Annotated in this window: 13 protein-coding genes and 1 tRNA gene; 7 read left to right on the top strand and 7 right to left on the bottom strand. The window is 50.7% G+C overall.

Annotated features, from left to right (window positions below):
• The first annotated feature begins 80 nt into the window (after window positions 1–80).
• The 3 genes from argB (at window position 81) to argF (ending at window position 3168) form a co-directional block, all read left to right on the top strand.
• Window positions 81–935, top strand: coding sequence for an acetylglutamate kinase (argB, locus tag GKG34_RS05760; protein WP_005938551.1), 855 nt, complete (start codon window positions 81–83; stop codon window positions 933–935).
• A 119-nt stretch (window positions 936–1054) separates the two neighbouring features.
• Window positions 1055–2257 (top strand): aspartate aminotransferase family protein, encoded by a 1203-nt coding sequence (locus GKG34_RS05755; protein ID WP_005938549.1) that lies wholly within the window; start codon window positions 1055–1057, stop codon window positions 2255–2257.
• The gene (gene argF, locus GKG34_RS05750) at window positions 2254–3168 is read left to right on the top strand and encodes an ornithine carbamoyltransferase (protein ID WP_005938546.1); all 915 of its coding nucleotides are present in this window, start codon (window positions 2254–2256) and stop codon (window positions 3166–3168) included. Before GKG34_RS05755 ends, argF begins: the two co-directional genes overlap by 4 nt.
• Before the next feature lie 79 nt (window positions 3169–3247).
• Here the strand turns inward: argF and GKG34_RS05745 are convergent, their stop codons facing one another.
• Entirely contained in the window at window positions 3248–4897 is a 1650-nt protein-coding gene (locus GKG34_RS05745) for a DUF262 domain-containing protein (protein ID WP_044953333.1), read from the bottom strand.
• A gap of 240 nt (window positions 4898–5137) precedes the next feature.
• Window positions 5138–6505: an MATE family efflux transporter gene (locus GKG34_RS05740; RefSeq protein ID WP_154255774.1), complete on the bottom strand. Its 1368-nt coding sequence runs from the start codon at window positions 6503–6505 to the stop codon at window positions 5138–5140.
• A gap of 442 nt (window positions 6506–6947) precedes the next feature.
• Between GKG34_RS05740 and GKG34_RS05735 the strand changes: the two genes are divergently transcribed.
• Window positions 6948–7038: transfer RNA gene (locus GKG34_RS05735), tRNA-Ser, on the top strand.
• A 108-nt stretch (window positions 7039–7146) separates the two neighbouring features.
• Here GKG34_RS05735 and GKG34_RS05730 read toward each other — a convergent pair.
• The 4 genes from GKG34_RS05730 to GKG34_RS05715 all read right to left on the bottom strand — a co-directional run bounded on the left by GKG34_RS05730 (window position 7147) and on the right by GKG34_RS05715 (window position 11110).
• On the bottom strand, window positions 7147–8397 hold the full coding sequence (locus GKG34_RS05730; protein ID WP_154255773.1) for a site-specific integrase: 1251 nt from the start codon (window positions 8395–8397) through the stop codon (window positions 7147–7149).
• A 14-nt stretch (window positions 8398–8411) separates the two neighbouring features.
• Window positions 8412–8687: a helix-turn-helix domain-containing protein gene (locus GKG34_RS05725; protein ID WP_154255772.1), complete on the bottom strand. Its 276-nt coding sequence runs from the start codon at window positions 8685–8687 to the stop codon at window positions 8412–8414.
• A gap of 1320 nt (window positions 8688–10007) precedes the next feature.
• Window positions 10008–10445 (bottom strand): DUF188 domain-containing protein, encoded by a 438-nt coding sequence (locus GKG34_RS05720; protein ID WP_154255771.1) that lies wholly within the window; start codon window positions 10443–10445, stop codon window positions 10008–10010.
• Window positions 10442–11110, bottom strand: a complete 669-nt coding sequence (locus GKG34_RS05715; RefSeq protein WP_154255796.1) for an alpha/beta hydrolase-fold protein — start codon at window positions 11108–11110, stop codon at window positions 10442–10444. The genes GKG34_RS05720 and GKG34_RS05715 overlap by 4 nt, the downstream gene beginning before the upstream one ends.
• 530 nt (window positions 11111–11640) lie before the next feature.
• On the opposite strand from GKG34_RS05715, the gene GKG34_RS05710 reads away from it, so the two are divergent.
• Window positions 11641–14187 carry a type I restriction-modification system subunit M gene (locus tag GKG34_RS05710; protein ID WP_154255770.1) on the top strand — a complete coding sequence of 849 codons (2547 nt, stop codon included), beginning with the start codon at window positions 11641–11643 and terminating at the stop codon, window positions 14185–14187.
• Between the two features lie 2 nt (window positions 14188–14189).
• Window positions 14190–15464 (top strand): restriction endonuclease subunit S, encoded by a 1275-nt coding sequence (locus GKG34_RS05705; protein WP_154255769.1) that lies wholly within the window; start codon window positions 14190–14192, stop codon window positions 15462–15464.
• A gap of 420 nt (window positions 15465–15884) precedes the next feature.
• Here GKG34_RS05705 and GKG34_RS15840 read toward each other — a convergent pair whose 3' ends face one another.
• Window positions 15885–16061 (bottom strand): hypothetical protein, encoded by a 177-nt coding sequence (locus GKG34_RS15840; protein WP_243139215.1) that lies wholly within the window; start codon window positions 16059–16061, stop codon window positions 15885–15887.
• A gap of 309 nt (window positions 16062–16370) precedes the next feature.
• Here GKG34_RS15840 and GKG34_RS05695 point away from each other — a divergent pair, with 309 nt between their 5' ends.
• Window positions 16371–19529, top strand: coding sequence for an HsdR family type I site-specific deoxyribonuclease (locus GKG34_RS05695; RefSeq protein ID WP_154255768.1), 3159 nt, complete (start codon window positions 16371–16373; stop codon window positions 19527–19529).
• Window position 19530 lies beyond the last annotated feature (1 nt).

Genomic DNA, 19530 nt, shown 5'->3' with positions numbered 1-19530 from the left:
CCCGTCCGGCAAAAGCTCCCCCTCTCGGGGGAGCTGGCAATGCCGCAAGGCATTGACTGAGAGGGTTCAGAGGAAATCTTATGAAAAACGAAGAAATGGCGCGCCTTTTCTCTGAGGCGACACCCTACATCCAGAAGTATCACGGAAAGACCATGGTGGTAAAGTACGGCGGCAATGCCATGATCAACGAAGAACTGAAAAATGCCGTCATGAACGATCTGGTCACCCTTACCCTGCTGGGTGTGCGCGTGGTGCTGGTGCACGGCGGCGGCCCGGCCATCAACGAGATGCTGAAAAAGGTGGGTGTGGAGAGCCATTTCGCAAACGGTCTGCGCGTGACTGACGATGCCACCATGGAGATCGTGCAGCAGGTGCTGGCCGGTAAGGTGAACAAAGATCTGGTTGCCAAGCTGCGCGGCCGCGGCGTGGGCCTGTGCGGCATGGACGGCCAGATGCTGCGCTGCACCGAGCTGGACCCCCAGCTGGGCCATGTGGGCGAGATCGTGCATGTGGACGCCACCCTGATCGCAAGCCTGCTGGACGGCGGCTTCATCCCCGTGATCGCCACGGTGGGCATGGACGATCTGGGTCAGGCCTACAACGTGAACGCCGACACCGCCGCTGCGCAGATCGCGATTGCGCTGAAAGCGGAGAAGCTGGTATCCATGACCGATATCGCGGGCCTGCTGCGGGATAAGGACGACGAGAGCACCCTCATCCCCGAGGTGGAGGTGTCCGAGATCGAGGGCTATAAGTCCGCCGGCATCATTGCGGGCGGCATGATCCCCAAGATCGGCGGCATGGCCGATGCCATCTATCAGGGCGTGCACGAGGCGGTCATCATCGATGGCCGCGTGCCCCACTCCATCCTGCTGGAGCTGTTCTCCAACCGCGGCTCCGGCACCCGCTTTTACCGCCGCAGCCACCGCGAATAAGCATTGCGCCGGTGCCGTGCAGGCGGTATAATAAGAAAAATGACCCTCTCAAGCCTTTGCCAGCATTTTCTGGCGCGAAAGCGCCTGAGAGGGTTTTCTGTTCACAGGAGGGTACACCTATGGATTCTGAAAAAGTCATCAAGCGGGACAACGAATACGTCCTGCACACCTATAACCGCAACCCTATTGTGCTGGAAAAAGGCCACGGCCTGCGCGCCGCAGGCCCCGAGGGCCAGCAGTATCTGGATTTTACCAGCGGCATTGGCGTGAACAGCCTTGGCTACTGTGATCTGGACTGGGCCGAAGCCGTCTCGGAGCAGGCCCACAAGCTGCAGCATACCTCTAACCTTTACTACACCGCGCCCTGCGGCAAGCTGGCCAAAAAGCTGTGCAAGCGCACCGGCATGAGCAAGGTGTTCTTTGGCAACTCCGGTGCCGAGGCCAACGAGGGTGCCATTAAGGCCGCGCGCAAGTACAGCGTGGACCACTACCGCAAGGACCGTACCACGGTCATCACGCTGGTGAACAGCTTCCACGGCCGCACCATCGCCACCCTGACCGCCACCGGTCAGGAGGTGTTCCACAACTACTTCGGCCCCTTCAACGAAGGCTTCCTGTATGCTCCGGCAGGCGATATCGAAGCGCTGGAGGAGCTGGTGGACCGCACCACCTGCGCCGTGATGCTGGAACTCATTCAGGGCGAGGGCGGCGTGATGGCGCTGGACCCGGACTACGTGCAGGCCGTGCGCAAGCTCTGTGACGAAAAAGACCTTGTGCTCATCGTGGACGAGGTGCAGACCGGCGTGGGCCGCACCGGCACCTTCCTGTGCTGCGAGCACTACAACCTCAAGCCGGACGTGGTCACGCTGGCCAAGGGTCTGGGCGGCGGCCTGCCCATCGGCGCAGTGCTGATGAACGAAAAGGTAGCCGAGGGCATGGGCCCCGGCACCCATGGCTCCACCTTCGGCGGCAACCCGGTGGTCTGCGCCGGTGCCAACGTGGTGGTGGACCGCATGGACCAGAGCTTCCTTGCCAATGTCAACGAGCGTGCCGTCCAGCTGCGCGCAGGCATCGCAAAGCTGCCCCATGTCAAGAGCATTTCCGGTATCGGCCTGATGGTGGGCATCGAGTTCTACGACCTCAAGGCCGCAGATGTGCTGGCCGCCTGCCGCGAAGCGGGCCTGCTGGTGCTGACAGCCAAGACCCGCCTGCGCCTGCTGCCGCCGCTGACCCTCAGCGAGCATGATGTGGACATGGCGCTGGAGATCCTGAGCGATGTGCTGGGCAAGATGGAGCCGACGGCTCCGAAGGAGCAGGCATGAAAAATCTGCTGAAAATGAGCGGCCTCTCCCCTGCCGAGCTGACCCACATTCTGGATGTGGCCGATCAACTCAAGGCACAGCAGAAGCTGGGCGGCACGGCCCCGCTGCTGGCAGGAAAGACGGTTGCCCTGATGTTCTCCAAGGCATCCACCCGCACCCGCACCAGCTTTGAGGTGGGTGTGTACCAGCTGGGCGGTCTGGGCAACTACATGAACACCGCCGAGCTGCAGGCCGGGCGCGGTGAGCCCCTCAAGGACACCGCCCGGGTGCTGGGCCGCTACTACGACTGCGTGGTGTGGCGCACCTACCGCCAGAGCGATCTGGAAGAGTTTGCCGAGCTGGCCGGTGTGCCGGTGATCAACGGCCTGACGGATTACGCCCATCCCTGCCAGGTTCTGGCCGACCTGATGACCATTCGAGAGCGCCGGGGCAGCCTTGCGGGCCGGAAGCTCTGCTTTGTCGGCGACGGCAGCAGCATGGCAAACAGCCTCATCGTGGGCGGACTGCTGGCGGGGATGCAGGTCACCTGCGTCTGCCCGCAGAGCTACCGCCCGGCGGCGGATGTGCTGATGTTCGCCCACAAGTACGGCAGCGCCTTCCACCTGACCGCAGACCCTGCCGAGGGCGTTCAGGACGCCGATGTGGTGGCAACGGCTGTGTGGAACACCGCCAAGCCCGGCACGCCGGAAAGTGAGCAGCGCCTGCGGGATTTCGTGGGCTACCAGCTCACAAACAAGCTGCTGGAAAGCGCAAAGCCCGATGTCATGGTGCTGCACTGCCTGCCCGCCCACCGGGGTGAGGAGATCTCCTCGGCGGTGTTCGAGCAGCACGCACCGGAGATTTTCGACGAAGCCGAGAACCGCCTGCACGTGCAGAAAGCCGTGCTGGCCATTCTTCTGGCGGGGAAATAAAACCGGAATAAAAAAACAACGCGGCTCCCTTTTCATGTATGGGGGCCGCGTTGTTTTATTGATTGAATAGAAAAGTTGTTTAATGGATGTGCCAGATTATGAGTGCATAATCCGAAAAATATTTTTGACGGATATCAATATCATCGGGAACGATCCATTTTGTGCGCGGAGTACCATCGCTGCAGGTGCACAGCGATTTATTAAGGTCAATTTTTGATTTGGCATATTCTGACACTTTAATTGGAAAAACCTCATTGGAAATCTGGATATTCAGCTTTCCGCTTAAAAGCGTGAGGTTTCCCAACCGCCAAAGATACTCATTGTGAGTATCTTCCGGGATTTTCCATTTACTGTTTTCAATTGGCATTACATGTTCGATATGAACATCGCTGTTGTTGAGATTCAATTCATCTGTTGGAGATAATTGTTTGTTGATTTTTCTCAGGATATAGCGAATAATTTCACGGTTGGAACCTGACCAGGTATTGAAAGCAGCAGTGAACTCATCGTCTGGGACAATTGATTTTCGGATTTCTTTACAGATGGCGGTAACGGAATTTAGATCACCGTAAATCCGGAGAGCGATCTCAGAAAAGAATCGTTCACCGGTGTTGGCAACCTTTCCGCAGATTGTAAAATTACGAAAAACATAGACTTCAATGGTTTCGGCGACGGTCAAGAGGTCTTTTTCAGAATAGGATTCTTTCGCCTGTTTCATTGCAAGCAAAATCGGGTAAAAAGTTTTGGCCTTGAGGATTTTGAGATTCTTTAGACAAGAGATCAATTTATCGTCTGTAAAATCAACGTTTTCCTCCGGAAATGCAATGTCATGGTAGAATTGAGAACAATTTTCAAGACTATCGAGAAAAGCTGACACATCAGCAGGGGTCTTGATGAATTTTACAATTTCCCGGTATAAGTCGTTTTTGCGAATGAATTTATGAGAAGAGTTCCAATAATGTCGGATATAATTGGTTGTATCAATTTTATCCAGGTTGTCTACAATGGAATTCCATTTTTTCTGAGTGTCATCCACATCTTTTGACTTGCTGAAAACAAAATTTTTGAGTAAATCTGCTGTTTCAAGGTCTTTTCCGCGAGCATTCAATGTTTCAAAAATGATAAAAGCTTCTTCCAGCTTGGTGGCCTCAATATACATGACTTTGAACCGCTCGAAGAAGGCCTCGAAGTATCGGTTAAGGCAATCCATTTTCTTGGAAGTATCGGAAGCGTCCTGGCAGTGCGAATCAAGATATTCATAAATAGTCTTGAATGCTTTTCGGATTCTTTCCCAGGACTTTTTCGTTTCTTTGGAACCAGACGGCTGTCTAGCAGTTATGGTTTGAATAAAGTAAGGATTATCCGCTTCACTAAGGATGAGATGAAGGCTTTTTTCCTCATCAGAGTATTCTCCTACATAATTGGACAATAGAACTTCCTTTTTTGATGCAGGATGATATTGAGTGGTAAAATATAGATTTTCGTACAAAAGCTGAAGAGAGTGCACAAAAATCATGGATGTAATTGTGCGCTGCTGCCCATCAATAATGAATTTTGTTTGGGAGTCCTCATCATTGTGAACTACGATCTGCCCGAAAAAGTGAATGGTGCTCGGATTGGCACAGGTATCCTCCAGATCATTCAGAAAATCCTGAATTTCATTTTCCTCCCAGGAATATTCCCGCTGATAATTTGGAATGGAATATTGACCATCCAAAAAGGTTTTCATGGGTTCAATTGCATAGTTTTTGCAGGGCCATGATATCGGAGCCTCCCTTTTGATGTAAATGCGAATTACTTGAAAATAGTATATCACATGGAACATGTTTCGTCAGCTGGATAATTGCGAAAAAACAAAAGATTACATAGTGTTACAGAATGATGCAAGGTTTATGATAGGTGGGCTGATATCAGATACAAGCTAAAAGGATTTTGATGGGGTTGATAACTGTGCAGAAAAAGCTCTTTGTCAGATTCTTGCGGCACCGCGGTCGAGGATCTTATCGAACCGGGCAAAGAAGGTGATGGTGGTGATGGTGGCGGCCAGAATGTCGCTGACCGGCTCGGCCAGAAACACGCCGAACACCGGGTTCGGCAGAACGTGCGGCAGAATGAAGATGAGGGGGATCAACAGAATGATCTTGCGCAGGCAGGCCAGCAGCAGGCTGACCTTAGCCTGCCCCAGCGCCATAAAGCTTTGCTGGCAGGCGATCTGGAAGCCCATGGCAAAAATGCCCGCCATGTAAATGCGCATGGCCCACGTGGTGTACTGGATCAGTGCGGTGTCCGAGGTGAAAATGCCTGCCACCGCGCCGGGAAACAGCATCATCAACAGCCAGAACAAGCAGGTGTAGGCCCCGCACAGCGTCAGCTGAAAACGGAAGGCTTCCTTGACGCGGGCCTTCTTGCCTGCGCCGAAGTTGAAGCTCATCACCGGCTGTCCGCCCTGACAGATGCCCTGAATGGGCAGCGTGCACAGCTGGGATGCGCTGGTGATGACGGTCATGGCACCCACAGCCACATCGCCGCCGTACCGCGCCAGACTGGAGCTGAAGCTGATGGAAAGCAGGCTTTCGGTGGAGAGCATCACAAACGAAGAGATGCCCAGCGCCAGCACCGGCAGAATGATCTGCTTTTCCGGGCGCAGGTAGTCTCTGCGCAGGCGCAGGATGGTCTTTTTGCCGGTGAGAAAGCGGATGATCCATGCCGCACCCACGGCCTGACTGAGCACCGTGGCAATGGCCGCACCCCGCACGCCCAGCCCGAACCCGAAGATCAGGATGGGGTCGAGGATAATGTTGATCACCGCGCCGATCACGGTGGTAAGCATACTGGTCTTGGCAAAGCCCTGCGTGGTGATAAAAGGGTTCATGCCCAGCACCACCAGCACGAACACCGAGCCTGCAATGTAGATGCGGCTGTAGCTCAGGGCGTACGGCAGGGTGGCATCGCTGGCACCGAACAGCCGCAGCAGCACCGGTGCCCCGGCATAGAAGCCAATGGTCAGCACCACGGCAAAGAACATCAGCATGGTAAAGCTGTTGGAGACGATCTTTTCGGCCTGCTGTCTGTCCCCCTGCCCCAGAGCAATGGCGGTGCGCGGCGCGCCGCCCGCGCCCACCAGCATGGCAAAAGCGTTCAGCAGCATCAGAATGGGTGTGAACAGCCCCACGCCGGTCAGCGCTGCCGCGCCAATGCCCGCAATGTGGCCGATGTAAATGCGGTCCACGATGTTATACAGCAGGTTCACCACCTGCGCCACCACGGCGGGGATCATGAGCTGCAGCATCAGCTTTTTGATGCTGCCGGTGCCCATATCTTGTTTTGCCTGTGCCATTGGAATGCTCTCCTCTATACTTCAAATTTGAAAAATATCGTTCCTATTATACTCGGCTCCCGCCCAAAAGAACAGCCTTTTTTGCAAAGAAACCGCGCTTTCTGCCCCAAAAACGCAAAACGGCACGGCTGCGTATGGCTTGCAGCCGTGCCGTGCCGTAACGGGAGAAAAGTGTTGACGGAAAACCGCTTTTTTGCTATACTGTAAAGGCTAATATATGGAGATGTATCGAAGCGGTCGTAACGAGAACGACTCGAAATCCAAGTGGATGCTTCGCCGGATGTCTCCATATAACACGGGAGAACGTCAATTTTGATGTCCTGACAGGCTTCAAAGCCTGTCTGAACGATGCGTTTTCTAACAATATTCTAACAGCAACTGTTCCAAGTTTCAAGGCCGATTTGCGATATACAAATCGTAAATTTGCCATGAAAATATACTTGGAGATGTATCGAAGCGGTCGTAACGAGAACGACTCGAAATCGTTTTGTCCTTAACCGGGCACGTGGGTTCGAATCCCACCATCTCCGCCAGAAGTCGCAGATTCAAACGAATTTGCGACTTTTTCTTTTGCATCAAGCAGAAAAAGACCGCTTTTGCCTCATCACAGTATGCTTTATACACGAACGATAAATCCATAATTATTTGGGAAGTTTGGATTCTCCCAAAAGGTTCGCAATGACCCCAGCAGATCCCTGTTTGCTCTTGTAATCGAGATGTGCATAGATGTCAGCGGTGGTAGAAAAGGTGCTGTGCCCCAGCCATTCCTGAACCTGCTTCATGGATACGCCGTTCATCACCATCAGGCTGGCGCAGCTGTGGCGCAGATCGTGGAAACGGATGTGCTTCAGCCCGTACTTGGTCAGCAACCAGTCGAAGTGCTCCGTCACGAAGTTCGGGCGGATCAGCTTGCCTTCCTGATCGGTGCAGACGAAATCCAGATACTCGGTGCTGTAACTCTTCTTGAACAGCTTACGGTAAAGCTGCTGTTTTTCCTTCTGCTTCAGAAGTTCTTTTTCCACAGCCGGAATCAGCGGCAGGGTACGGCAGCTGGTCTTGTTCTTCATCACATCGCTGACCACAGGAACGTACTTGCCGTTCACCAACTGTTCCGTCACCTTGTGGTTGATGGTGATGGACTTTCGCTCAAAGTCGATAGACGACCACTTCAACCCCAGTACCTCGCTGCGGCGCAGACCGTAGTAGGCTGTAATGAGGATGCACAGGTGCAGGGGGTCATCCTGCGATACTTCCAGCAGCTGCTGGACTTCATCCTTGGAGTAGAAGTTGGGCCGGAAGCTGTTCTTCTTCGGGCGGTCAACTTTCAGCATCGGGTTGGTTTCCAGATAGTCCTTGCGGACGGCATCCTTGAACGCTTTACCGAAGATGGCGTGGTAGTGAATGACTGTGTTAGTGGTGTAGCCCTCCAGCAAGATCTTCTCCTGAAACTCATCCAGCACCTGCGGCGTGACCTCGCACAGCTTCAAGCCCAGCGGCTCAAAATACTGCGTGATGCGCCCGGTGATCATCCGATTGTAGCTGATAAAGGTTGCAGGCTGGATGGATGCCTTGTGGACTTGCACCCACTCGTTGAGATAATCCAGAAACAGCATCTCCGACTTGTTAACGGGTTGGAGAGGTTGCGGCAAGGGCTTGGCGGTTTTAGCATCTACTTTTTCGTAGGCTCCGCCCCGCCCTGTGGGCAGCTCCCCGGTCTTATCATAGTGGAGCAATATTTCCCGGAGCATGGATTCTGCCTTGCGCTTGTTGCCCCGGACGGTCAAACCTGTGGAGATCCACTTGATCCTCCGCTTGCCGTTGGCATCATAAAGATTGATCACGAAATAGAAACGTCCATTTTTCTCTTGGACAGACCCTGTAGTTTTCATCATAAACCTCCTTTGGGTCAACAGGCGTGCTGTCCGTTGCTGCACCCACAGCATACCACATCCAGCGGCGGATTTCCAGCCGGGAAGGTGCTCTGTCCGGTGAGCAGGAACTCGATCACGCTCAGCTTCGGGATACGGTAGGTGCGGCCGATTTTAAGCGCAAACAGGCGGTGGGAACGGATCAGTTCCCCGACCGTGTGGCGGTTCAGACCAAGCATCTCCGCAGCCTGCTGAAGGCTGACGGCATCGGGGTAACCGGGAAACATCTGGGAATAGGCATCGTTAAACTTCATAGGCACTCCTTCTGTATAAGTAGTTTAAGGTCGAAAGTGTGTGCCACCTGCGGTTATATCCTTTGCAGCAAGGCTGCGGTCAGGCGGCAATGTAAAGAGAGCTGACAGTAGTTTCAACTCTCGCATCGCAGATAGACTTGCAGCCCATCTGCGTCAATATGATATAGGTCTCCCATATTCGCCCTCGGCACCCTAGGAGTGGGGAATCGTCCAGCAGCGGGCTTGCACCGCACCATTGGCATTTCAGCCACCCCGTCTTCGTCATGACCGGGCTGCGAATTACAGAAGTACCTTTTGTGAAGTACCGGACGATTGAACTATTCTGTTTTCAAAGAACGGAGTTACATAGAAAATCTTCGGAATTTAAGGCTTCCGAAAAAATTGTCCCTCTAATTGGTAGCCGACGAAAAAGGCCAAAATATAACCCGAAAAAGAAATTTGTTGAAAAGTTCTTGAAAAATATAGTTGATGTGGCCACTCGGTTAAAATAACGTCGGTCCATGGGGCGACCGATGGAGGGTGGAACTTTGCAACAACTGCAGTGCCTGAAGTTGAAAGTGGTCTTGAAAAAAGATGCCTCTATATACGAACCTTTGAAATAGGTCATTCCATAGCATCCAAGGCGATTCTGTAACCGAATTGTAATAAGCGGACAAAAGTGAACTCCTAAAAGAAGCCTTCATAATGTCAAAAAGTGTGTCACCTGCGGTCAGGTGGCAATGTAAAGAGAGCTGACAGTAGTTTCAACTCTCGCGTCGCAGATAGGCTTACAGTCCATCTGCGTCAATATGATATAGGTCTCCCATATTCGCCCTCGGCACCCTAGGAGTGGGGAATCGTCCGGCAGCGGATTCACACCGCACCATTGGCATTTCAGCCACCCCGTCTTCGTTATGACCGGGCTGCGAGTTACAGAAGTACCTTTTGTGAAGTGCCGGACGATTGAACTATTCTGTTTTCAAAGAACAGAGTTTTATAGAAAATCTTCGAAATTTAAGGCTTCCGAAAAATTGTCCCTCTAATTGGTAGGCATCGAGAAAGGCCAAAACGTAGCAATGCTTTTGAAAATTAACAAAAAAGTCACAATTTGCATTTGCAAATCGTGTGTCTGCTATTAAACGGAATTGTCATAATAATCATACGAGTACAAGCAAACATTCGTGAAAGAAGATACTCCGAAGAAATACCCCTCTATATACGAGCCCATGAAAAGGGCTATTCTGCACCCACAACTTACAATCTGTAGCCAAGATGTAATCATTCAAATCGATATTCGCCAAAAAAGAAGGCTGGATTTCTCCAGCCTTCCAAAAGAATGTATCAATAATTTTTGCTCAGAGTCTTCTCAAGCGTGTCCGCAAACCTGACATCCTGCTCCTTCGTCCGCTTTGGGCTCCCCTTGGGGTGCTTTCCGGCAAGAAGGAGCTTTTTGTTTTCATAACGCCGCAGCATGAGAGCGTCTATGTTGTCGGCGGTGTATTCCAAGCCATTTTGATTCAGCACCCGGGCGCACTTGGCAAGGCACATACTCGCCAGCCCGTAGTCCTGTGTTACGACCACATCCCCCGGTTTGACCCGGTTGACCAGCGCAAAGTCTACGCTGTCGATACCCTTGTCGAATACCATCGTCTGTGCACCCTCACGTTCGATCTGGTGCGAGGTGTCGCACAGGATGATGACCGGAACACCGAACTGTCTTGCAATCTGCAATGTCAGGTCCACCACCGGGCAGCCGTCTGCATCAATCAAAATGGTCATGTGTGTTCCTCCATCACCCACCGAAAGGCTTTCGCGGTACGCAAATCAGCGTCCTTAAAGTGCCCGCCGCTGTTCCATTCAAGCGTGCAGTCTGTGCCACGCTCTGCAAGTCGGCTGTGCAGGGTGCGGATATTATCCCCCACCGCAGCCATGACAGCGTTTTTCGTGCGCTCTTCCTTGTCGCCAAGGCTCAGATAAATGTGCTGTGCCTGTATCGGATGCTGCTGTTCAAACTCCATCCAGCCCGGAAACCAAACAGAGGGGGATGCGGCGGCGACACCATAGAACAGATCAGTCTGGGTGGATGCCCACAACGCAAACAGCCCGGCCAGTGAATAGCCGCCCAGAATGATTTTGACGTTTTCCGGGAGATGAAACTGCCGCTTCAGCGTGGGGATGACCTGTTCCATCAGAAAGCGCAGGGTGTCCATAGCATTGCCGCCAAACCCTTGCGTTCCCCACACAGCAGGGGCTTCCCATGGAGAAAGTTCATCGTTCCAACTTTCCACGGGAATTGCCGCAAACAGAAAATTCCGGCTGCTTTGCGCGATCATTGCCACTTCATGGTCCATGCTCTGCAGTTCGTGTTCGCCGGTCATTTGGAGCAGTAGGTATTCTGCATAGGCTTCGCCGCAAATGCGGCAAGGTCTGTTCCCGATTTGCATTGTCTGTGCGGTCATTGCGGCGTCCTCCCGAAAAAACTTTGATAAGCCCAGTATAGCAACTGAAAAATTATTTTGCAATTCAAAAGGCTTTCATAGCCGTAGCAAGCAGTGTCTTCGTATATACAAAGACCATTTTGCGTTGCAAAATGCTTGTTGGGAAATCCCAAACCCTTGAACTACATCCGATGGATGCAGGCTACGCGTTTTTTGCAAAACGCTCTTTCAGCACACCACAGGAATGCGCAGCCATCACGGAATTGTGATGATTACAGGGATTGGGATTGCATCCCAACAAGCGAATGAACACAGCAGAATTTTAATTCTGCGTGCGAATTTAGCCTTTGTGCGCACAAAGGCTCTGCTTGCCACGGTTATGGTTCTGCGAATGCGATTGAGAAACTTTTCATTCGCATTGCAAACCGGGTGGCACTTTTGTATAATTGGTTCAATGAACACACGCATAAAATCGGAGAGGCTGTCCGATTAAAAATTCTAAAAATGCGCTATTGCAGGCCACTGGGAGGAATAGCATGAACAAGCAGCAACTCGCATCGAAAATCTGGGAATCTGCCAACAAGATGCGCTCTAAAATCGAAGCCAACGAGTACAAGGATTACATTCTGGGCTTCATGTTTTATAAATTTCTGTCGGACAAAGAAGTCAAATGGCTGAAAGAGAATGACTGGACAGACGAATATCTGCCGGATTTGACCGAAGACGATGCCGAAACGCTGGATACCGTTCGGAAGAATGTCGGCTATTTTATCGCCTATGAAAATCTGTTTTCCACATGGATCAGCAAAGGCAGCGACTTCAAGGCTGACGACGTAACGGTAGCATTGCAGGCATTCAGCCGTTTGATTGACCCGCACCACAAAAAGGTGTTTGACGGTGTCTTTGCTACGCTGCAAACCGGCCTGTCCAAACTGGGTGAAAGCTCCGGTGCGCGGACAAAGGCCATTCGCGACCTGATCTATCTCATCAAAGATATTCCCATGGACGGCAAGCAGGATTATGATGTTCTCGGCTTTATCTACGAATATCTGATCAGCAACTTTGCAGCAAACGCAGGCAAGAAGGCCGGCGAGTTCTACACGCCGCACGAAGTTTCGCTGCTCATGTCTGAAATCGTGGCGTACCACCTGAAAGACCGGGAAGAGATCAAAATTTACGACCCCACCAGCGGTTCCGGCTCACTGCTGATCAACATTGGTCAGTGTGCCGCACGGTATATGGGCAATGGCAACAACATCAAATACTACGCACAGGAGTTGAAGGAAAACACCTACAACCTGACCCGCATGAACCTTGTCATGCGCGGCATTCTGCCCGACAACATTGTAACGCGCAACGGCGATACGCTGGAGGAAGATTGGCCGTACTTTGAAGAAAACGACCCGGTCAACACCTACGACCCGCTGTTTGTGGATGCGGTGGTATCAAATCCCCCATATTCGCAGGCGTGGAATCCGAACGACAAAGAGAACAACCCGCGCTTTTCGGATTACGGCCTTGCCCCCAAAGGCAAGGCAGACTACGCCTTTTTGCTGCACGACCTGTATCACATCCGCAATGACGGCATTGTGACCATCGTTCTGCCCCACGGTGTTCTATTCCGTGGCGGTGAAGAAGGTACAATTCGCAAAAATCTGATTGACCACAACAACATTGATGCAATCATCGGTCTGCCCGCCAATATTTTCTTCGGCACAGGCATTCCCACCATCATCATGGTGCTGCGGAAGAATAAAAAGGATTCGGACGTTCTGATTATTGATGCGTCTAAGGGCTTTGAGAAGGACGGCAAAAACAACAAGCTGCGTGCCTGTGACATCAAACGCATTGTGGATGCTTACAAGGAACGCCCGGAGAAAATCGAAAAGTTCGCACGCAGAGTATCCCGCGCAGAGATTATCCAGAATGATTACAACCTGAACATCCCCCGGTATGTGGATTCCTCGGAAAAGGCTGAGAGCTGGGATATTTACGCTTCCATGTTTGGCGGCATTCCCGAGGCCGAACTGCAAGACCTATCTGCATACTGGACTGCATTCCCGCACTTGAAAGCGGCTCTGTTCAGCCCGGACAACGAAGCGTATTGCCATCTGAATGTGCAAAACCTGAAAAACGCAGTTCTGAACCACCCGGATGTGGTGGCGTTCAAGACCGCTTTCCAGAATGCTTTCGGTGACTTTGATGCCTACTTGAAGTCCGCACTCATCGACGGCATGACGCAGCTGAATGCTGCCGGCGAGGAAGAACGCCTGAGCCGGGAGATCTTTGCACGGCTGGCAGGAATTCCGCTGGTTGACCGCTATGCAGCATACCAGCTTTTGGACGATGACTGGAAGAAAATCGCCATTGACCTTGAAATCATCCAGACCGAGGGTTTTGCCGCAACCAAGCAGGTAGACCCCAACATGGTGCTGAAAAAGGATGCCGAAGTACAGGACGGCTGGGTGGGTCATGTGCTGCCCTTTGAGTTGGTGCAGAACGTTAAAATGCACGAGGAAGTAGCAGCGCTGCGGGCAAAGGAAACCAGACTCTCCGAAATCGCCGGAGAATATGAAAGCCATCTGGACGAACTGAGCGAGGAGGACAAGGAGCAGAACTTTGTGAATGACGCAAAGGACGCCTTTGTTGCCGCTGAGGTCAAAAAGGCCATCAAGGCGCGGGAAGTAGAGCCTGCCACTTTGAGCATCCTGAAAGATGTGGACGCGCTGTTTGCCGAGGAAAAGACCCTGAAAAAGAAAGTCAAGGACGACAGTGCGGCACTCCATCAGCGCACCAAGAGCGTGATCGAGCACCTGACCGATGAAGAAGTGTGTGACCTGCTGCACCGCAAGTGGATCTTGCCCCTGATGGAAAATCTGAACAGCCTGCCGGATGCCGTTCTGGACGATTTTGTGAAGCAGTTGGATGCCGTCTGCAAGAAATACGAAACCACCTTTGAGGACGTAGAGAGCCAGATTGCCGATACCGAGCACGAATTGCTGGGGCTGCTGGACGATTTGCAGGGAAATGAATTTGACATGAAGGGCATTGCAGAACTCAAAAAGTTGCTGGGAGGTGAATGATTATGCAGGATAACGGGAAGAAACCTGCCCTCCGGTTCAAGGGCTTCACTGACCCTTGGGAACAGCGTAAGCTGGATGAAGCGTTTGATTTTACAGTTCCAAATAATACGCTTTCCCGTGCTGAACTAAACCAAGAAAGTGGTTCTGTTCGGAATGTCCACTATGGCGATGTCCTGATAAAATATGGCTCTGTGTTAGACGCTCAGAACGATGAACTTCCGTTTATAACCGGGAGAAGCAAAGACGATTTCAAAGGTGCACTTCTGCAAAACGGAGATATCATCATTGCTGATACTGCTGAAGATGAAACGACCGGAAAAGTCTGTGAAATCGTCAATATTCAGGATAAAGATGTTGTGGCAGGACTTCATACGATGGTGTGTCGTCCCAAAAATAAAACAGCAGAAGGCTATTTCGGCTACTACATGAATTCAAGCTCCTATCATCACCAGCTTTTACCGTTGATGCAGGGCATTAAAGTTCTATCCCTTAGTAAAACCAATGTTCAAAAAACAACAGTGAAATACCCGAAAGATAAAGCAGAGCAACAAAAAATTGCAGATTGCCTTAGACGTATTGACACCCTTATCACCCTTCATCAGCGTAAGTATGAGAAGCTAGTGAATATCAAAAAGTCCATGCTGGACAAGATGTTCCCCCAAAATGGGGCATCTGTACCGGAAATTCGCTTCAAGGGTTTTACTGACCCTTGGGAACAGCGTAAGCTGGGTGAAATTGCGAACTTTTCTAAAGGTGTAGGCTACTCCAAGAACGATTTATGCGAGGAAGGCACTCCGATAATCCTGTATGGTCGCCTTTACACAAAATATGAAACCTGCATTTTTGATGTAGATACCTTTGTTAAAGAAAAAGCTGGAAGCGTATATAGCAAGGGCGGAGAAGTCATTGTGCCTGCTTCTGGCGAAACGGCGGAAGATATTTCAATCGCATCTGTTGTGGTTAAGCCCGGCATTTTACTGGGTGGCGACCTAAATATAGTATCGCCGACAACTGAATATGATTCAGCCTTTCTTGCGCTAACTATTTCGAGTGGAGCAGCACATAAGTATTTATCCTCTCTTGCACAGGGGAAATCTGTTGTTCATCTTCACAACGCCGATATTCAAAGTGTGTCAGCTAAATTCCCGACAAAAAGGGAACAGGAAAAGATTCATTTGCTTTTTGGCAAAATTGATACCCTTATCACCCTTCATCAACGTAAGTTGGAAAAGCTGCAAAACATCAAGAAATCTTGTCTTGAAAAGATGTTTGTATAAAAACAAGTGGTGCAATTTGCCCGCAACCAGAAGATGGACGTACCGGCGTTTGTTGTTTGGCTAAGGAGCAACGCAATTTCTCTTGTCCGTTCAGAATATGCAAAACAGGCTGACGAATAAAAATCAAGGCAATGTCAAACGCTTGGAACTGCTGTGTTTTAAAGCTATCGGGAGTCAAAAATCAAAATTTGAGCTGAATACGCAAAACCGAAAGTGAAATTTTCAGCGAACATTCGGTAGGCGGTGGAAAATAGCTGCTGAAAGTGTGCATTTGCTCCTACTTGGGAACAGCGTAAGCTGGATGAAGCGTTTGATTTTACAGTTCCAAATAATACGCTTTCCCGTGCTGAACTAAACCAAGAAAGTGGTTCTGTTCGGAATGTCCACTATGGCGATGTCCTGATAAAATATGGCTCTGTGTTAGACGCTCAGAACGATGAACTTCCGTTTATAACCGGGAGAAGCAAAGACGATTTCAAAGGTGCACTTCTGCAAAACGGAGATATCATCATTGCTGATACTGCTGAAGATGAAACGACCGGAAAAGTCTGTGAAATCGTCAATATTCAGGATAAAGATGTTGTGGCAGGACTTCATACGATGGTGTGTCGTCCCAAAAATAAAACAGCAGAAGGCTATTTCGGCTACTACATGAATTCAAGCTCCTATCATCACCAGCTTTTACCGTTGATGCAGGGCATTAAAGTTCTATCCCTTAGTAAAACCAATGTTCAAAAAACAACAGTGAAATACCCGAAAGATAAAGCAGAGCAACAAAAAATTGCAGATTGCCTTAGACGTATTGACACCCTTATCACCCTTCATCAGCGTAAGCTGGAAAAGCTTGTACAAATTAGAAAAGCCTTCGCAGAGAGGTGCTTTTTGCAAAGTCGAAAGGAGTTCGTTATGGCGTTTACAAAAGAAGCCGATTTTGAAGAGGCAGTGGTAAAGCTCCTGATAGAACGCGGCTGGAAAGATGGTGTGCTGAAAAACTACACCGAACAGCAACTGATCCAGAACTGGGCGAACATCCTTTTTGAGAACAACCGCGGCATTGACCGACTGAACGATTATCCGCTGACGGATGGCGAGATGCAGCAGATCATGGAACAGGTCACGAACGCGAAAACGCCGATGAAGCTGAATAAATTTATCAACGGCAAAAGTGTGCTTATCAAGCGTGACAATCCTGACGATAAGCTGAATTTCGGCAAAGAAGTGTCCCTGAAAATCTATGACCGTCTGGAAATTGCAGCCGGACTTAGCCGCTACCAGATCGCAGAGCAGCCAAAGTTCCCCACCAAGTCCAAAGTTTTGAATGACCGCCGCGGCGATTTGATGCTGCTCATCAATGGTATGCCGGTCATTCACATGGAACTGAAAAAGAGCGGTGTTTCCATCATAAAGGCTTGCAACCAGATTGAAAAATACGCGGCAGAGGGCATTTTTACGGGACTGTTCTCGCTGGTGCAGATTTTTGTGGCCATGAACCCGGAAGAAACGGTCTACTTTGCCAATCCCGGTCCGGAAGGACAATTCAACAAAAGCTACTATTTCCATTGGGCGGACTTCTACAACGAGCCGATGAACGACTGGAAAGACGTTACAACGGCACTTTTGTCCATTCCGATGGCGCATATGTTGGTAGGCTTTTATACTGTGGCCGATGGTTCCGATGGCATTTTGAAGGTGATGCGCAGCTATCAGTACTACGCTGCCAGCAAAATTTCGGATGCCGTTTCCAAGGCGAAATGGGAGAATGACCAGCAGCGCGGCGGCTACATCTGGCACACCACAGGTTCCGGCAAGACCATGACTTCTTTCAAGTCCGCTCAACTGATTGCATCTTCCAAGGATGCGGACAAAGTGATTTTTCTGATGGACCGAATCGAGTTGGGTACCCAGAGCCTGAAAGAATACCGCAACTTTGCAGAGGAAAACGAGGAGGTGCAGGCTACCGAGAACACGGATGTTCTTGTGGACAAGCTGAAAAGTACTTCGCCGTCCGATACGCTCATCGTGACTTCCATCCAGAAGATGAGCAACATCAAGGATGATGCACAAAACAAGCTGAACCCCAACGACATTGCGCTGATCAACGCAAAGCGGTTGGTTTTTATCGTGGACGAGTGCCACCGTTCCACCTTTGGCGATATGATGCAGACCATCAAGCATACATTCCCGAAAGCACTGTTCTTTGGTTTTACCGGTACGCCGATCCAAGGCGAAAACCAGAAGAAAATGAGCACCACCGCCACCGTTTTCGGCAACGAACTGCATCGGTACAGCATTGCAGACGGCATCCGGGATCACAACGTGCTGGGCTTTGACCCTTACAAGGTGCTGACCTTCAAGGACAGCGACTTGCGGAAAGCGGTCGCACTGGAAAAAGCAAAGGCATATTCTGTGGACGAAGCTCTGGCCGACCCACAGAAGAGCAAGGTGTTTTATAAGTATCTGAATCTGCCGATGGCAGGCGGAAAAGATGCGCTCGGTGAGGAGATAAAGGGCATCGAAGATTATATTCCCAACACCCAGTATGAGGGCGAAGAACACCAGAAAGCCGTGGTGGAGGACATTTGCGAGAACTGGCAGACCCAGAGCCGCAACAGCAAATTTCATGCCATTTTTGCAACCTCCAGCATCCCGGAAGCCATCCAATATTACAAGAGGTTCAGAGAAGCCGCACCATGGCTGAAAGTCACCGCACTATTTGACCCCAACATTGATAACAACGGCAAAGGCATCACCAAAGAAGAAGGGCTGAAAGAGATCGTAGAAGACTATAACGCCCGCTATGGACAGGACTTCAGCATTCCGACCTTTGCCAAGATGAAAAAGGACATTGCGGCACGTCTGGCGCACAAATCACCCTACCAGCGCATCGAGCGTACCCCGGAAAAACAGCTTGATCTGCTGATCGTGGTGGATCAGATGCTGACAGGCTTTGACTCCAAGTGGATCAACACCCTGTATCTGGATAAAATGCTGCAATACGAAAATCTGATTCAGGCGTTCTCCCGCACCAACCGACTGTTTGGCGATGACAAACAGTTCGGCACCATCAAGTATTACCGCCGTCCGCACACGATGGAGAAAAACATCGCAGATGCGGTAAAAGAGTATTCCGGCGATAAACCGTTTGGCCTGTTTGTAGATAAACTGGACAAGAACGTGGAAAAACTGAATGCCCTCTATGCGGAGATCAAAGATCTGTTTGTGTCGGCGGGCAGTGAAGAGTTTTCGCAGATCCCTGCGGATATGGCAGAGCGCAAAAAGTTTGCCGACCTGTTCCAGTCCTTCAACGAAAATCTGGAAGCAGCCAAGGTGCAGGGCTTCGAGTGGGATAAGCCCATTGTGATCATCAACGAGGATACAGATGAGAAAACGGAACTTCATGCGGACTTTGACGAGAGAACGTTCAAAGTGCTGGCACTCCGCTATAAAGAGCTGTTCACGCCGAATCCGGATGGCAGTGAAAATGACCCGAACGATGACGTTCCCTATGCGGTGAACAGCTATCTGACCACCATTGATACTGCTGACATCGACACGGACTATATGAACTCCCGCTTTGAAAAGTACCTGAAAATTTTCTATCAGGAGGGTGCAGAAGCGGAAGCCATCCATCAGGCCGAAACGGAGCTGCACAAGACCTTTGCCACCCTCTCGCAGGAAGAGCAGAAGTACGCTAATATTTTCCTGCACGACATTCAAAGCGGCGCAGTGGTTCCGCAGCCGGGAAAGACCTTGCGGGAGTACATTGCCGAGTACATTGCCCAAAAGCAGAACGACCAGATCCACAAAGTAGCTGAAGTTTTCGGCTTGGACGAAAAGAAGCTGCGGGCATTCATGCATGCAAATATCACCGAAGCCAACATCAACGAGTTCGGACGTTTTGATGACTTGAAAGCCACTGTGGACAAGGCAAAAGCAAAGGCATATTTTGAAGCAATCGAGGGTACAAAGCTTATTCCGCCCAAGGTGCCTGTCAAGTATGATAAACTCTTGCGCGAGTTCATCGTAAGTGGCGGATTTGATTTGAAAATGCCAAAAGAATCATAAA

The sequence above is a fragment of the Faecalibacterium sp. BIOML-A4 genome (assembly GCF_009679665.1).
In the GTDB taxonomy this organism is placed as follows: domain Bacteria; phylum Bacillota; class Clostridia; order Oscillospirales; family Ruminococcaceae; genus Faecalibacterium; species Faecalibacterium taiwanense.
Note: the sequence above shows the minus strand (reverse complement) of the source record. Positions and strands in the feature narration are given on the sequence as shown.

Excerpts from the sequence above, each read along its gene's own strand:
- argB (WP_005938551.1), top strand. The coding sequence starts at position 81 with ATGAAAAACGAAGAAATGGCGCGCCTTTTCTCTGAGGCGACACCCTAC.
- GKG34_RS05755 (WP_005938549.1), top strand. The coding sequence starts at position 1,055 with ATGGATTCTGAAAAAGTCATCAAGCGGGACAACGAATACGTCCTGCAC.
- argF (WP_005938546.1), top strand. The coding sequence starts at position 2,254 with ATGAAAAATCTGCTGAAAATGAGCGGCCTCTCCCCTGCCGAGCTGACC.
- GKG34_RS05745 (WP_044953333.1), bottom strand. The coding sequence starts at position 4,897 with ATGAAAACCTTTTTGGATGGTCAATATTCCATTCCAAATTATCAGCGG.
- GKG34_RS05740 (WP_154255774.1), bottom strand. The coding sequence starts at position 6,505 with ATGGCACAGGCAAAACAAGATATGGGCACCGGCAGCATCAAAAAGCTG.
- GKG34_RS05730 (WP_154255773.1), bottom strand. The coding sequence starts at position 8,397 with ATGATGAAAACTACAGGGTCTGTCCAAGAGAAAAATGGACGTTTCTAT.
- GKG34_RS05725 (WP_154255772.1), bottom strand. The coding sequence starts at position 8,687 with ATGAAGTTTAACGATGCCTATTCCCAGATGTTTCCCGGTTACCCCGAT.
- GKG34_RS05720 (WP_154255771.1), bottom strand. The coding sequence starts at position 10,445 with ATGACCATTTTGATTGATGCAGACGGCTGCCCGGTGGTGGACCTGACA.
- GKG34_RS05715 (WP_154255796.1), bottom strand. The coding sequence starts at position 11,110 with ATGCAAATCGGGAACAGACCTTGCCGCATTTGCGGCGAAGCCTATGCA.
- GKG34_RS05710 (WP_154255770.1), top strand. The coding sequence starts at position 11,641 with ATGAACAAGCAGCAACTCGCATCGAAAATCTGGGAATCTGCCAACAAG.
- GKG34_RS05705 (WP_154255769.1), top strand. The coding sequence starts at position 14,190 with ATGCAGGATAACGGGAAGAAACCTGCCCTCCGGTTCAAGGGCTTCACT.
- GKG34_RS15840 (WP_243139215.1), bottom strand. The coding sequence starts at position 16,061 with ATGAAGTCCTGCCACAACATCTTTATCCTGAATATTGACGATTTCACA.
- GKG34_RS05695 (WP_154255768.1), top strand. The coding sequence starts at position 16,371 with ATGGCGTTTACAAAAGAAGCCGATTTTGAAGAGGCAGTGGTAAAGCTC.